This is a genomic window from Desulfosporosinus lacus DSM 15449 (genome assembly GCF_900129935.1).
In the GTDB taxonomy this organism is placed as follows: domain Bacteria; phylum Bacillota; class Desulfitobacteriia; order Desulfitobacteriales; family Desulfitobacteriaceae; genus Desulfosporosinus; species Desulfosporosinus lacus.
Genome location: NZ_FQXJ01000003.1, coordinates 539,462 through 555,314 on the forward strand (window position 1 = coordinate 539,462; position 15,853 = coordinate 555,314).

At 39.2% G+C, this 15,853-nt stretch carries 13 protein-coding genes and 1 riboswitch; of the genes, 11 read left to right on the forward strand and 2 right to left on the reverse strand.

Annotated elements, in window-relative coordinates; translation table 11 throughout:
* Nucleotides 1–275 precede the first annotated feature (275 nt).
* The 9 genes from BUB11_RS02685 (at nt 276) to BUB11_RS02725 (ending at nt 8,938) form a co-directional block, all read left to right on the forward strand.
* Nucleotides 276–953, forward strand: a complete 678-nt coding sequence (locus BUB11_RS02685; protein ID WP_073027653.1) for a response regulator transcription factor — start codon at nt 276–278, stop codon at nt 951–953.
* The gene (locus tag BUB11_RS02690; protein WP_073027654.1) at nt 946–1,998 is read left to right on the forward strand and encodes a HAMP domain-containing sensor histidine kinase; all 1,053 of its coding nucleotides are present in this window, start codon (nt 946–948) and stop codon (nt 1,996–1,998) included. The genes BUB11_RS02685 and BUB11_RS02690 overlap by 8 nt, the downstream gene beginning before the upstream one ends.
* Before the next feature lie 61 nt (nt 1,999–2,059).
* Nucleotides 2,060–3,103, forward strand: a complete 1,044-nt coding sequence (locus BUB11_RS02695) for a hypothetical protein (RefSeq protein ID WP_242947426.1) — start codon at nt 2,060–2,062, stop codon at nt 3,101–3,103.
* A complete protein-coding gene (locus tag BUB11_RS02700) occupies nt 3,103–4,011 on the forward strand; it encodes an ABC transporter ATP-binding protein (protein ID WP_073027656.1) in 909 nt (302 codons plus the stop codon). The genes BUB11_RS02695 and BUB11_RS02700 overlap by 1 nt, the downstream gene beginning before the upstream one ends.
* An 8-nt stretch (nt 4,012–4,019) precedes the next feature.
* Nucleotides 4,020–4,859 (forward strand): ABC transporter permease, encoded by an 840-nt coding sequence (locus tag BUB11_RS02705; protein ID WP_282433974.1) that lies wholly within the window; start codon nt 4,020–4,022, stop codon nt 4,857–4,859.
* A 149-nt stretch (nt 4,860–5,008) separates the two neighbouring features.
* On the forward strand, nt 5,009–5,497 hold the full coding sequence (locus BUB11_RS02710; RefSeq protein ID WP_073027660.1) for a CcdC family protein: 489 nt from the start codon (nt 5,009–5,011) through the stop codon (nt 5,495–5,497).
* Nucleotides 5,498–5,825: 328 nt separating this feature from the next.
* A complete protein-coding gene (locus BUB11_RS02715) occupies nt 5,826–7,511 on the forward strand; it encodes a histidine kinase N-terminal 7TM domain-containing protein (RefSeq protein WP_073027662.1) in 1,686 nt (561 codons plus the stop codon).
* 18 nt (nt 7,512–7,529) lie between these two features.
* On the forward strand, nt 7,530–8,630 hold the full coding sequence (locus BUB11_RS02720; RefSeq protein WP_073027663.1) for a response regulator: 1,101 nt from the start codon (nt 7,530–7,532) through the stop codon (nt 8,628–8,630).
* A 2-nt stretch (nt 8,631–8,632) separates the two neighbouring features.
* Nucleotides 8,633–8,938, forward strand: a complete 306-nt coding sequence (locus tag BUB11_RS02725; protein ID WP_073027665.1) for a hypothetical protein — start codon at nt 8,633–8,635, stop codon at nt 8,936–8,938.
* 116 nt (nt 8,939–9,054) lie between these two features.
* On the opposite strand, the gene BUB11_RS28135 is transcribed toward BUB11_RS02725, so the two are convergent.
* Nucleotides 9,055–9,420, reverse strand: coding sequence for a hypothetical protein (locus BUB11_RS28135; RefSeq protein ID WP_242947429.1), 366 nt, complete (start codon nt 9,418–9,420; stop codon nt 9,055–9,057).
* Nucleotides 9,421–10,170: 750 nt separating this feature from the next.
* On the opposite strand from BUB11_RS28135, the gene BUB11_RS02735 reads away from it, so the two are divergent.
* Both BUB11_RS02735 and BUB11_RS02740 read left to right on the forward strand, forming a co-directional pair.
* The gene (locus tag BUB11_RS02735; RefSeq protein WP_084110131.1) at nt 10,171–11,049 is read left to right on the forward strand and encodes a hypothetical protein; all 879 of its coding nucleotides are present in this window, start codon (nt 10,171–10,173) and stop codon (nt 11,047–11,049) included.
* Nucleotides 11,050–11,575: 526 nt separating this feature from the next.
* Nucleotides 11,576–11,660, forward strand: a riboswitch (cyclic di-GMP riboswitch).
* A gap of 175 nt (nt 11,661–11,835) precedes the next feature.
* A complete protein-coding gene (locus BUB11_RS02740) occupies nt 11,836–13,917 on the forward strand; it encodes a methyl-accepting chemotaxis protein (RefSeq protein WP_073027670.1) in 2,082 nt (693 codons plus the stop codon).
* Nucleotides 13,918–14,215: 298 nt separating this feature from the next.
* Here BUB11_RS02740 and BUB11_RS02745 read toward each other — a convergent pair whose 3' ends face one another.
* A complete protein-coding gene (locus tag BUB11_RS02745) occupies nt 14,216–15,790 on the reverse strand; it encodes a tetratricopeptide repeat protein (RefSeq protein ID WP_242947430.1) in 1,575 nt (524 codons plus the stop codon).
* Nucleotides 15,791–15,853 lie beyond the last annotated feature (63 nt).

Sequence of the window (15,853 nt, forward strand, 5' to 3'; positions counted from 1 at the left end):
GTTTCACTGTCCATATTATCGGGTTCTGATCATCATCTATTATAGAATTTTTTAGTGGGTAAAACGAGCAAGGCAATAGTGTAGGGATTGTAAAAACTGCCAAAACAAATATTATTATTGTGATTTGGACACATTTAAGTCACATTATCAAGTTACACTCTTCTCAAAGCGGTAAATTTGAAAAAGGGATTTTAACAATGCATAATATCCTAGTGAATTGTGAAAACAACAAACTATGAACAATAAGCATGTAATCTTTGGAAAGAAGGTTTGCCATGTTTCCAATTTTGGTTGTCGAAGATAATGAAAACTTACGGATGTTAATGAAAACCCGTTTGGAACAAGCCGGTTATAAAGTTTTACAAGCTCAAAATGGTCAAGAAGCTCTAAAAATCCTCGAGGACCAACACGTCGATTTAATTATTAGTGATATCATGATGCCGCTTATGGATGGTTTTGAACTTATTGAAAGCCTTAGAGAAGCAAATTATAGCATGCCTATTTTAATGGTGACGGCTAAAGAAGGCTTTGAGGACAAAGAGAAAGGTTTTAGATTGGGTACAGACGATTATATGGTAAAGCCAATTGATATGAACGAGATGATTTTGAGAGTAGCGGCTCTGCTAAGACGAGCTAAAATTACCAATGAACATAAAATTGTGATAGGTGAAATCGTACTGGACTATGATAATTTAAGCATAATTGGGCCAGACCTTCAGATTGAATTGCCCAAAAAGGAATTTCTGCTCCTATTTAAACTGTTGAGCTATCCAAAGCGAATTTTTACAAGGCAACAGCTTATGTCTGAAATTTGGGGGCTGGATACAGATATCGATGAACGAACGGTGGACAGCCACATTAAAAAGCTTCGTAAGAAGTTCGAAGATAGGCCAGAGTTTAAAATCATAACGATTCGGGGACTTGGTTATAAGGCGGAGAAAATTTATGGCTAAGAACTTGTCAAATTCAATTCGAGCCAAAGGTACCTTGATTGCCATCGGAATCTTGTTTTTCTCTTGTTTTGTTTCTTTTTCTTTGATGACGATTCTTTTCTTAGTGCTCTATCATGGGGATCTGAGTATTAGCGAAGCGCATGCAGTTTTTGGAAGTTTCATGTTCGTAACCTTGATCCTATGTGTAGCCTTGGGAGGTTCACTATTATTCTTCGCGATTCGGAAAATTTCTGACCCAATCATTCGGATCAGCAATGCAACAAAAGAAGTTGCTAAGGGTGATTTTTCAATCAAGATGGATTATAAGAGCAATGATGAAATAGGGGTTTTGACCCAAAATTTCAACTTAATGACGACTGAACTCGGTAATATGGAGTATCTCCGCAAAGATTTTATTAGCAGCGTATCCCATGAAATCAAAACCCCTATTGCGTCTATCCAAGGCTTCGCTGAAATGCTTCAAGATAAGGAGCTGTCGGAAGAAAATTTTCAGGCTTACACAAACATTATCATAGATGAGACCAAGAGATTAAGCCATTTAAGTTCAAATATGCTTCGACTTTCTAAGCTGGATCATCAATTCATCCCAGAGATCACGAAACAGTTTTCTTTAGATGAGCAAATTCGGAGGACGATTGTCCTTCTAGAGGAAAAATGGTCTAAGAAAAACTTAGAACTCGACATAGATCTAGAGAAAATCGTTTACACTGGTGACGAAGCCCTGATCCAACAGATTTGGTTGAACTTAATTGAGAATGCTATCAAATTCTCTGCTGAATCCGGAACTGTTTTTATTCATGCGAGAAAAATCTCGAACAAGGTCATTGCCGAGATCAAGGATCAAGGTATCGGTATATCCAAAATCGATCAAGGACGAATCTTTGAAAAATTTTTTCAAGTCGATGAATCCCATTCCAAAGAGGGGAGCGGTCTTGGTTTAGCAATCGTTAAGAAGATCGTGGAAATCTACGATGGAGAAATAGATTTTACCAGTGAAATTGGACAAGGGACAACATTTGTTGTTAAATTGCCATTTAGAAATTAATAGAAACGGTCATATTGAGGACATAATCTTGATGTAAAAAGAGGAGGAGCGAAATTATATTATGAAGGGATCTGATGGTATGAAACGAAAAATAGCAATCGGGGCTTCACTAGTGCTTATGATGGGACTTATTACGTTTGTAAAACCTGTGCAAACTTTAGCGCTGGATACTCTATCGATTTTCCGTGTAAACAATGTGAAAACCCTTGAAATTACAATGGCGGATCTGCAAGAAGGAATGCAAACCATTTCTAATCTGAAAGAAGATTTTAAAGGAAAGAACTTTGAACACAGCTCTCTGATCAACGTTGTTTCACACCCACAACATGAAGTAACAAAACTGCAAGAGGCCGAGGAGTTTGATGCTTTTAAACTTCGTTTGCCACGGGAACTAGAATCTCAAAAGCCTGAGATCTCTGCGATGGATTCTAGCAAGATGACGTTCACGTTAGATGTGGATGCTTTCAACGAACTGCTGAAAGCGGTTAAAAGTCCTAGACAGCTTTCCAGCAATCTAAATAATGTCGAAATGTCTATGGTATCTTCAGCTTCAGCATTCGCAAAATATGATGATGTCCTATTCGTAGCAACCCAGAAATCCTATTTAGAGGCACCTCAAGCTGCCAAAAAAGAATTACGAGATGTTATGTTAGAATTGCCGTTAATTCCTACGAATCTTCGTCAACAACTTGCTGAGATCGAGGAAGATACTTCTGATATCTATCTTCCTGTCCTAGTTGGTTTCGGAAGAGAAGTGGATTTGGGAGGGAAAAGTGGTTACGTCTACACTATGTCTGATTTAAAGGGATTTACTGAAACAATTCCTCAAGATATGATCGCACCAGGATCCCATAGTCAAGCTCTTGAAGGCTCAAATGGTAAGTCCCACGAGGCAGCCATGGATGAAATGAGCAAAAAATTGATTAGCAAATATGGTGAAGAAAAATTTGCTGCGATGAAAGAAGCTCATAAAATCGCTGCAGAAGAAATGCCCAATATGGAGAACGCTTCTGTGCTGATTTGGACCAAAGATGGTAATTTATATGGATTAATGGGTAATAAAACGGATGCTGAGCTTGCGAAAATCGCTAGGAGTGTTCGGTAATGATTATCGAAACACATGCTCTTACTAAGAAGTATGGCAATAAAACGGCATGTGACCAAATTGACCTTTCAATAGAAGCTGGGCAAGTTTATGGATTCCTTGGCCGAAACGGTGCTGGGAAAAGTACTTGTATTAAGATGTTAACGGGTCTTGTATTTCCGACATCCGGAAGCGGCACAGTACTTGGCAGACCCCTTGGCGATGTTTCTGCGAGAGAAAAGATGGGTTACCTGCCTGAACTTTTCCGTTATCAAGACTGGATGACAGGTTTAGATTTGCTGAATTTCCATGCCCAACTATTCAAATTGAAAAATAAGAAGGATCAAATTAGCAGGGTCTTAAAGTTAGTAGGACTCGTTGGGCAAGAAAACTACAAAGTGGGTTCATATAGTAAAGGCATGCAGCAACGCATCGGGTTAGCCTGTGCGCTGTTGCCTAATCCACAACTGATCTTCCTAGATGAACCAACATCTGCTCTGGATCCAATTGGTCGTAAAGATGTCAGAGACATTATTGTTTCTTTGAAAGATGAAGGAACAACGGTCTTCTTAAACAGTCATCTTTTAAGTGAAGTGGAAGCAGTTTGTGACAGTGTTACCTTTATTCACAAAGGTAAAGTTGTTAAATCCGCGCGGATGGATGAGTTACTAATGACTAAAATTTTGTTAACAATTCGGGCCAATGGCCTAACTGAAGAATTGTTTGCCAAGCTTAATAAGCAACACGAATCATTGCAAAAACTAGCAGATGGCAGTCTAACAGTTTCTTTAAACGATTACGAGGAGATTCCTGCCCTTGCAGCTAGTCTTATCGCCAATGGTGTAACACTATATGAGTTAACACCTCATCGAGAGACGCTTGAGACTGTGTTTATGCAGATTGTTGGCGAGGAGGGACAATCATCGTAGCAATATTAATCACAACGCTAAATGAAGCTATTCGTAAAAAAACCTTTATCATAATGGGGATTGTCACCTTTTTGTACTTGGTATTTTGGACATTAATGCTTAATTATTTTCCCAACACATCAGTGACTCATGGCATGGGAAATCAATTTAAGCCTTTTGCGATTCAAATGGTAACGAAAATGGGTTTTCAGTTTTCGGCCATGTTAATAGCTTTGCTAACTATTATGCTTGGATCGGGTGCAATTGCCTCAGAACTAGAGTCAGGACTCATTCAAGGGATTCTCTCTCGTCCCATTCAACGCTATCAGTATATCCTTGGGAAACTTGGCGGATTGGTTATTTTAGCCTGTACCTACGCAACATTGCTTTTCTCCTTAATTCTGGTCATCGGAGCCTTTTTTGGGCTTAGCACGATAACCAGTCTAACATTCTCTCAAATCATGACAGGATGGTTGTTGTATCTATTACTGCCAGTCGCAGTCCTTTGCCTGACATTGTTTGGATCTGTGTCCTTAAAAGCAGTGTCCAATGGAATCTTAATGATCTTCATATACATTTTAGGTAATGTTGGGGGAATGGTCGAGATGATTGGGCAGTACGTGAGTAACAACTCAGTCATTGGTACTGGAATTTTTATTAGCTTGATTTCACCGTTCCAAACGATTTATAGCACGATGGAACGGGTCATGGTTCCGAATTCTGAGCTGGCAGCAAGCGCCATGTCTGCTGCCAGTTTATCGGGCAGTGGCAAACCAGCAAGTCTATGGATGTTTCTCTATATAGCCATTTACATGCTCGGATTTGTGACGTTAGCAATACGGAAATTTTCTAATAAGGATATCACTTAGAAACAGATTCTAAAAAATTGAACAATAGCAAGCATGAGAGAAGAGTTCGATATCTCTTTAACTCTGCAATAATATAACTCTTTGCTATATTTTAAAGGCAAAGAGTTATATTATAATAGGTATAAGACTGGACGATAGAAAGGTTAATTATGTTCACAAAACAGTTTTTAGTCATTGCATCAATTATTGTGTCGTTGTTAATGGTTGTTATCGTCAATTTTGTACGATTGAGAAACACAAAAAAACCGGCTGTAGCGAAAAAAATTATTTTGCCGCCACTTTTCATGGCAACTGGTGCGAGTATGTTTATCTTACCAATGTTTAGACCGACATTACCTGAACTGATAAGTTCCGTTGTTATGGGAATGCTTTTCTCTATCGTCTTAATAAAAACTTCTAAATTTGAAATTCGGGACAACCAAATCTATCTCCAAAGATCAAAGCTGTTTATAGTGGCTTTGATAGGCTTAGTTGCTTTAAGAATGATCGGGAAAATTATCCTTGCTGAGACCATACATATCGATCCCACTCAAATGAGCGGCATTTTTTTCATCTTGGCCTTTAGCATGATCCTACCATGGCGTATTAGTATGTATATTGGGTTTAGAAAATTAAAAAGACAACTCGACAACGCATAATTCTCAATGAACTTACTCAAAGTGAAAGAGGGTTATTGCTGGGACGAATCTCACTCTGAATACTCTGCCGGATTGTTTTAAACAGTTTTGGCAGTTTTGTTTTTTCATGAACTATTTCATCGACCTTAGGAGGAAATTGGAGAAAAATGTGGAAATTAACAGAAAGTAATTCTTTAATGTTGCCTAAGGAATCTAAGTAATGTTTGCATCGAAGGTTTGTAAATACCCAAATTTTTGTGGTTGTGGTGTGCATCTGGCAAGTCTTATAGAAAAGTGGGGTTTGGCTAGCAAGCCCTATTTAATGCTTGGAAATTAGAGGATGAGTCCTATGAATGTTGTCAGACTTACATATACATTACTACTTGCTGCGTCAATCCCGTGTGCCATCCTGTTGATCAGATACGCTTACAAAAGACGAACTATGCCGGGGGCAAATTATTTTATCCTGCTTTTAATAACAGCAATCATATATAATGGCGGATATATCGGGGAAATAAATTCCAATGAATTATCCTCAGCTATGGTCTGGTTTAACATTGAGCACATAGCAATACCACTTGAGCATTATCTATGGTTGATGATGAGTCTAGAATATGTTAGAGCACCGAAAAAATATCTAAAGATGGCCAAGTATGTAATGCTCTATCATCCAGTATCATATTTTTTAGTTTTTTACACTAACAATATACATCATCAATATATTTCCTTATATCAGTTTGAAAGCAATGGATATTTTTCGGTGATCGTTTCCAGCAAAGGTCCGCTGTATATTGTGATGGTTGCTTCCGGTACATTGATCGGATTAATTGCTACAGCCTTTTATATCCGTGCCTATCTTCAATCACCACGCTTGCATCGGTACGGCCACATCATCATGATTATTGCATCCTTGTTTCCTTGGCTTTCTGTGTATTTAGGTGCAACTAATACAAGTTATCTAGGCATCGATTATTATCCCGTTGTGTCAATTTTTTCGGGGCTTTTATATGCTTTTGGCATATTTAAGTTTAGAGTTTTTAATACTATTCCCCTAGCGATGCAAACCGTATTCCGCCAGTCCAAAGAAGGGACACTGCTAATCGATATGACGGATCATATCATTGACGTTAATGATGCTTTCCTTAAGGTTTATCCTGAGCTAACTAAACTATCGGATATACATAATTTTGATTCCTTTATTAAAGCACATTCAGAGTTAAACGGTATCTTGGACGAAAATGCCAAGTTGCAATATCAAAAGATGATTAATGGTGAGGCGCATTATTACTCTGCTGAAATAATAAGAATTATAACTGAGGATGGTTTTCAAACTGGTAAAATACTTACAATTAATGATGTCTCGTTATTTGTTAAATATCAAAATAGGTTAGAATCCATTACTTCTAATGCACTAACTAAAGCAGAAACCAATGAGATATCTTTTTTGCAGGCCCAAATTAAGCCTCATTTTTTGAACAATACCCTTAGCGTCATTTCCTCAATGATAACAAAGGATCCTGATGAGGCTAAAAATCTGATTGCCAATCTCGGTGAATACCTTGCAAATTGTTGTTACTTTGACAGCACATCAGTTATGGTATCGCTGGATAAGGAACTTGAATCTGTCAGCACCTATGTAGCTATTGAAAAAGCAAGATTTCGAGAGAGGCTAAATTTCCAAGTCGTTTGCGAAATTATTCCTAAAGTCAATATTCCAAGACTTGTTCTTCAGCCGTTGGTTGAAAATGCAATCCGACATGGAATTATGAAAAAAGCTGAGGGAGGAAATGTCTGGTTAAAAATCACCTGTGAAGGTGGGAACGTTTGCTTTGAAATAAAAGATGACGGAGTAGGTATGCGGGAAAAAAGAGTCGGGGCCTTAGAAATAAGTGCAGATCAAAAGGCTGGAATAGGCCTCTTGAATATCCATAAAAGACTGTTAAAACATTACGGAGAAGGTCTTAAAATTACCAGTGTGATGGGACGAGGTACTTCTGTAACGTTTTCCTTGCCCTATATAACGGCTGATTCATAGTTGGGGGTGAAAGATAGGATGATAAAAGCAATCGTTGTGGATGATGAATGGTATAATCTTGAAGAAATAAGCGGGCTTGTGGAGAAGAGCGGTTTCATGAGAGTAGAAAATAAGTATCAAAATCCGCTGAAAGCGCTGGAGGAGGTGGCGGATATTTCGCCACAGGTGGCATTTATTGATGTAGAAATGCCTGAAATGGATGGAATTACTCTTGCTGAAAAGCTTCTGGAGAAAAATCCGTCAATGAAAGTAGCCTTTATAACCGCTTGGGACCAATATGCTGTCCAAGCCTTTGATCTAAATGCTTCGGATTATGTCATGAAACCGATTAAGCTTGAACGTTTCGAGCAGATGATTGGAAAAATCCGTCATGAAATTCTTTTAAAGGCGCCACTCCAGTCCTTAGCCCTTAGAATAAAATGCTTTGACCAGTTGGAAACCAGCATCGGAGGTATTCCTGTGAAATGGGAGAGGGCCAAGGCAGAAGAACTTTTTGCCTACCTGCTCATGAAGCATGACAGTTACGTTCATAAGGATACTATTATTCAAGACTTATGGCCGGGGTATGAATATGCCAAAGCTCTGCCAATATTACAGACCTCTATATGCAAAATCAGGAACATCTTTTCCAAGCTAAAACAAGAGATCATGCTTAATTATAGCGGGAACAAATATTGTCTCACGATAACAAATGCAGAATGTGATTATTTCCAATTGGAGCAGGCTTTGTCCGACTTCAGGCTCGGGGATAAAGCAACCCATGCTAATGTGGAGAAGGCCTGTGTGCTTTTTGGCAGGGGTTTTTTGATTCAGCAGGGTTATCTATGGAGTATGGAAAAGGATGAGGAACTAAGAAAGCAACTCGCCTCAGTACTGAATGAAATTATCTCTGTGTACTCTAGAGAAGGAGATGCGGCGCAAGTATCAAGAGGTTTGAAGCTGCTGACGGAATTAGTACCTTACGATGAAGAGGCAAATTTTAGACTGCTAAAGACACTCGAAGCGCTTGGAGATTATCGGGCAATTTCAGATCATTACCAATGGCTTACAAGGGTTTTAAAAGAGGAATACGGCACAGTTCCGTCAGGTCAGATAACAGATTTGGTTAATGATATATAGAAGTGCAAACTCCCTCAGCAGGTACTGTTACCAGAAGTTCGCTGCCGGTACTCACAGTATTGTCTGCTGTTGATCTCAGTGTACCAGCAAATATCCAAGTGCAGATCTCGCTGGGAACAACCGTTAGTGCCCCTGAAGGATGGGATGGCACAAGCCATATGCCAACTGTTCAGGACGCGAACAGTACAGTTACGCCAACAAGCGTCACCAGTATAATAATTGAGGAAGAAATGGCGAAGAAAAGCTGGGATGGGGTTTACATTACCCATCATATGAGAAATGGTTGTCTCCATGGGATATGGAGATAACCATTTTCTCTAGTACAATAACAACTACCATCGTTATTCTAAGGATTAGTCCCTTCGATTGGCTCTAATCTAATTTTTATGGTGAGTTACCGCATCTGCCAATGGTTCATCCAATACTATAGGAGTATTCCAAAATCCTCAATCTTCATTTCTATATTGAAAGTTTCTATCGGCGGGTTAATTCTATTAATTCCTGAAATCATAGTGTCTATTGTTGGGGAAAATTCCACTATAAAATTGTGTAGTCTTGCCTTGGTAAAATCCTTGTCATGTACCAATTTATTATTCAAAAAGAGATTTAAGTCATATTCCTTGCTTGAAAAGTATTCGTCGAATTTTTCTTCGATTATGTCTGGTCCAAAGATGGCCGCTTCCTGGCATATAAATAACCGGCACAGAGGCGTTATGGCATCCCTTGGTAAGACACAACCCGAGTCACTTGCGAAGGGACAATGGTTGAAGCCGGATTTCATTTCTAGCATTATTCCGTTATATCCCTTAATTATCTGACCTTTTTTTAAGATTAACTTATAAAACTCCGGGTAATGAAGATATAAAAATACTAAATCGAAAAGACAGAATTCTGGTTCATAAGAACAGCAGCCAATGCTTTTACTCCCATTCTTACTATTTCGGTAACAAACTGAACAAAGATTGGTACAAATACTAGGACGCAAGGGGTCATTAATAATTTTAAACTCCGCTAACATGTAGAAGCTCCTTTTTACTAAATAAACTTCTTTAGGTGTCAAATTAGAGATCAAGAATATGGGCCCTTGATTTATATCTCTTTCGTTTACTGTCGACTGTGTTTTTAAGATTTACATAACCATTATAGCAAGGACGTCTGGTAACAGGAATATGGCCCAATAAATTTATAGCGCTATAGGTTTACAGGGCTCATTGCGGTTATCTTATTGTTAGAATTGTGTAGATTAAGTAAATCGTTAATCTTGCGGAACAAGAAACTGCGGTGACTCCTTCAGTCGGACAAGGTGTCCAACAAGATCAAGATACATTCAGATGAATTTCAGTAAACTTTAAGGTAAGATTCAGACCAATTTCAGATTGATATTGCATAATAACATTGTACTCAATCATTTCGAGTGAAAAGCGTTGATCCTCAGGTATGTTACACACATATACAGGAATCATCTCTGACAACTGGGTTGCTACATAAAGATTTGTCCAGCTCAATGATAACAAAGCTAAATTTAAGGAGGGTGTACCAAATGAAAAAGGTAAAATCAATTGTAATCCTAACTGCTATAGCAACACTTATGTCCACAGCAGGTGTTTATGCAAATCAGTCAAGCAGAGCCACTGTACCCACTCAAAACTTCTTAGCCCAAATACAGTCAGCCGCACCACAAGGTGGATTTGCAAACAACTTGGATAGTCTGGTAACAGCAGGAACGATAACACAGGCTCAGGCAGATGCGATTCAAACGGCTCTTGAAGCAGCAAAGCCTACAGGTGATCCGGATAAAAGTGGACAGAGAAGAGGAAAAGGCGGATTTTCCAGTGTCTTAGATAGTCTAGTAACAGCTGAAACTTTAACACAAGTTCAAGCGGATGCGATTCAAACAGCCCTCAAGGCTGCGAAGTCCTCAGACTCAGACTCAGCAAGCGTCTTAGATGGTCTGGTAACAGCAGGAACGATAACACAGGCTCAAGAAAATGCGATTCAAACGGCTATCGAAGCCGTAAAACCTACAGGTGATTCGGGTGAAAGTGGAGATCAGAAAAGAGGTGAAGGCCGGTTTTCAAATGTCTTGGATAGTCTGGTAACAGCTGAAACATTAACACAAGTACAAGCGGATGCGATACAAACAGCTCTCAAGGCTGTGAAGTCCTCAGACTCAGCAAGCGTCTTAGATGGTCTGGTAACAGCGGGAACGATAACACAGGCTCAAGTAGATGCGATCCAAACGGCTCTCGAAGTAGCAAAACCTACAGGTGATCCGGGTGAAAGTGGAGATCAGAAAAGAGGCAAAGGCGGATTTTCCAGTATCTTGGATAGTCTCGTAACGGCAGAAACTATAACCCAAGATCAGGCAGATGCTGTTCAAAGTTTGTTTGCAAATGAAATGAGATCTTCAAAACAATAAAGTGGTTACCAGATACTCCATTATCCAATCCCATCATATCAAGCATTTGTTAAAACAATTAAAAACGAGGCTGAAGGTGATGCCTTCAGCTTCGTTTTTTTTATGAAGTAAAGACTCATGAGAAATAACAACTGACCTAAAACCAAGAATATGAGACTGATTTTTTGACTTTTAACCTTATAAATAATGGTATATAAAAGAGCTATATACCGTATAGTTTTGGTTGTGTCGATATCTATTATAACATCGATTATAATAGAGACGGTGTCTTAGATTAGTAATAATTTAAGAGTTTCCAGTATTATTAATGTGGTAAACAAACGAAATTAGGTGGATTTTCGTTTGTCTTAGGTCTAATACAATATCGCAACTTTTAAGTGTTTTTCGCAACTACATTCTTTCTCACTATGAAGTAATGAGACTGATTATAATTGGTTATATGCAGATATATTGTATTATAACGCACAATGTGCTATATTCATTACTGCTTTAGTCTAGTTGATTAGTAATTGATTAATTTAATATTCTGCGATAAGGGCAAACTCAGTGTGAACTGGGGACGCAAAGCCACGGGTCTCGCCTTAAGTGTGGGAGATAGCCGGGTTACCGAACAAAAATTTGTCGCCGATCATTGATTTGGCGTCTTTTTGTTTTATAAGGAGGAAATTATGATGACAACTTATCTAATGATATTTGAGGGAACTGATCAGCTTATGATGAACATCTTGCGGGACAGATTTAGCTAACATAATCATTTTGAATTGTACCATTGAAAGGGGAATATGAATGTCAGTAAAAGATTTAAATCTGAGGAACAAAATATTATTTTCAACTGGTTTCGTTGTCTTAGTTTCGTTCGTTTGCGTTATTTTGCTAGTATCCACAAAATCGGTTGAAATGGCAAAGACAGCTGCTTACGAAACTGCAACACACAGCGCATACCAATATGCCAATCAAGTAACAAATGAATTAAACGTTCCAATGGACACGGTAAGAACATTAGGGTCAACTTTCGAAGGACTTAAAAAGGCAAACAACACCGATCGTGCCACTATGAATTCCATGATAGTGAGCGTCTTGGATGATAATCTTCCTTTTCTAGGATCCTGGACGGTATGGGAGCCAAATGCACTCGATGGGAAAGACGCAAATTATATAAATCAACCAGGTTATGATGCAACAGGTCGATTTATCCCTTATTGGAACAGGGGGGCAGGAGATATTAAGCTAGAAGCTCTCATAGACTATGAAACACCTGGTGTAGGGGACTTTTACTTAATTCCTAAAAAAACTCAGAAGGAAACTGTCACAGATCCTATTTTGTACAAAGTAAATGGTAAAGAAGTCCTAATGATTAGTTTAGTTGAACCAATAATGATCAATGACAACAGCACATATGCCGGAGCAGTTGGAGTTGATATAGCATTAGATACCATTCAAAAAATGATTGCCGACATAAAGCCCTTTAATACCGGATATGCGTGTCTTATCTCCAATAATGGTAAGTATGTTTCAAACCCAGATCCGAATAAAATAGGCAAAGTGGTAGATGATCAGGCAGCTATAGAAGAAATCACAGCTGGCAAGAGTTATACCATATCTAATGATGAATATTACCGATTGTACGTGCCAGTGACTATTGGTAGAACGATAACACCATGGTCGCTTGTTATTAACGTTCCAATGACGACGATCTTGGAGCAAGCAAACTCAATTCGGAATTTCTCAATCATTGTTGCTATGATCGCCATTTTTGTAATTGGTTTGGTCGTTTACATAGTTTCTGGAGGAATAACTAAGCCTATTGTACAAACAAGTGAAGTGTTAAAGAATATCTCACAAGGGGATGGAGACCTAACCAAACGGTTGAATATTGTAACTAATGATGAGGTAGGAAAACTATCTCAACATTTTAATCGGTTTATTGGGGACATTCATAGCATTGTTATGGAAGTTAACGATACTGCTAGTACTTTAGGTGCAACGAGCGAAGAATTATCGGCTTCAGCCCAAGAAGCAACGGCTGCAAGTGAACAAGTGGCTGATACACTGGGTCAACTTGCTTCGGGAGCAACTGAGCAAGCTATCTCAGTAGGGGATACTGGCGAAATCATCAGGCAACTGTCTACCCATGCACAACAAGTCGCAGTGAATGCGGAGATTGTAAGTCATAGTAGTGGTAAAGCAGCACATGCCGCAGAATTGGGTGCTCTTCAAGCAGGAAACGCTGTGCAGAAGATTGAGCAAATCCGTGAGGTAACGGACCAAACAGCGGAGGTTATTTCTCAGTTAGGTGAACAATCTATCCAGATTGGGCAAATTGTTGATGTTATTACTGGCATTGCGTCACAAACTAATTTGCTGGCCTTAAATGCAGCGATCGAAGCGGCAAGAGCGGGAGAACAAGGAAGAGGTTTTGCTGTGGTCGCTGAAGAGGTAAGGAAACTCGCAGAACAGTCCTCTATGTCTGCTTCTCAGATTTCCACGCTGATTGGTGACATCCAGCATGATACAAAACTTGCTGTAGGAGTGATGGAGAAAGGGAAGGCAGAAGTTGCTGCCGGTGTAGAAGCCGTTAATCTTGCGGGGAATTCATTCCGAACTATTGTGTCTGAGATCAAAACAGTCGTTGAACAAATTCAGCAAGTCACGGAGGCATCGAAACAAATGGCCGATGGGAGTTCGCAAGCTGTTAAATCAGTGGAGAATATCGGTGTCATTGCTGAACAAACGGCTGCTAGTACCCAAGGTGTTTCGGCTGCATCCGAGGAACAGGCTGCTACAATGAATTCAGTAAGTCAATCTGCAGAGGCCTTGGCTAAAATAGGCGAAAATCTTTCACGACTCGTAGGTAAGTTCAAAATTTAAGTACGCTTCGCCTTCCACAATAAATCATCGAATTCTAAGAAAAAATGACGAAGGCGCCTTAATGTACAAAATGAAATGTTTTACCTCCTATAATGTTGAGCATGGCATGTGTAATTTCCCTTAGCCAAGACAAGTTCAGTAGAAAGCTTTTTAAGACTTTTAATATCAAAAGACCAAATTCCCGAGCTCTAACTCTGGGATTTGGTCTTTTTGTTAATCCTGTTTGGAGAACCTTTGTTATGATCCTCAATGTTATAGCAACACATAATATTCGAAATCTAGAAATCAGCTCAGTTTCCTACCTTGTTGCAGATGAATACGCGTTGGCTAAAACAAAGGCAGTGCCATTATATTCGTATTCTTGGGTAAATCTAGTTTTGGCATCTTCATGCGCACCTACATTGAAATTGTCCTGACTCATTACGATCTTGTTTTTAGATATTTGCCAATCCCCACGGTCTCCGGCAGTAGCATTCCAAATGATGTTGTATCCGTCTTCGCCATTCCAATTTAAAAGGGTTAATTCAGGATAACTCCCGCTCTCACCACTTGTAGTTATTAGTCCCAAGACAGGGAAGGGAATTCCTTCAAGATTATATAATTTAATGCTTATTGGAAACATCGAAAAGTCAAGATTCGAATCGTTGCTTCCAATTTGAAATTTAGCTTGCTCCTCAAATGCTATGCCATTCCAATGTAAGATAGCGAGTGAGCGCGTTTTAAGGTAATAAGCGATAAGCTCGTTTTTCTTATCGTTATCTAAGTCGAATAGATAATGATCATTATCAGGAATGCTGTAGCCCTTAGGCAAAACCTCTCCAGTAACTTTAATTGGCACAGTCGAATCCGAGGATGCAACCATTTGTTTAGCAACAATGCTTTGAGTATTGTTGTCTAGGACCAAATATCGGCGATCTATATTATCAGAACTTGAGCTAGACTCCTTTTTCAGAAACAGGTATGTAGTGTCTTTGTATTTGCGCCCAGGTATAATAGTAAGTGATTCCCCGCCAAAATAGCTGCCGCGGCGAGCTCCAAAGGTTCTTATCATATTAATATCCAATTTGTAGTTACCCGGAGCTAGATCATACGAGCTAACAAGTCCGGTCTCATTGTCGTATTGAACTTCAGCCAAAGTGCCATCACTTTTGGTTAATGTGACCTTTGGTTTGTCAGCGGATGTTACGGATTCGATGTTGATGTAGTCGCTTAAGGCAAGCTCAAACTCGATAGCTCCGGAAGCAGGATGAACAATTTCATTTAGTTTGGCAATAAGATCAGGGCCACCCACAGAAATAAAGGCGCTTGAATCACCAAGCCTATTAAGTTCGTCAAGAAGACTTTTAGCATCTAGGTAATATTTATCTTTTCCGTACCCAGTATTATAGTAGTAATCGTAAAGAGGTTTGAAAGTGTTGATCTCTCGGGCAGCTGATTTGGCTAAACTATTGGCATACTCTTTTGATGCAGGATATTTCTCCTGTAATATTTTCAAAATATCGCCAGACTTAGTTTCGTCACTAAAATTAAGCTCAAACAACTTTCCATAAGCGAAGGCAACTTTGGCGTGCTCTGGGTACGTGGAGATGAAGGCGCGAAAAGCTTCATCGGCTTCGGGTTTTTGTCCAATATTTAATAGCGTTGTAGCCATGGCTAAGCTTTGATTAGGTTGATAGACCGACTTGAACCAGTAGTTCCATCCCGATGCCACTAGGAAAACAGCTAAGATTGAGAAAAGGACAACCTTGATTTCTTTCGGTTTTATAGAACGTATTTGGGCACTTACCCTAATTTCCGCAAGCTTACAGTTTTTGTCGTCAGGCAACTGTTCAGTAATCTCTTTATCTTCTGATGTTGATAGTGTATTGTTCATTTCAACAGGTCTCCCGCAGTTAGGGCAATAGTGGTAAGGTCCAACTTCATGGTCACAAGTACA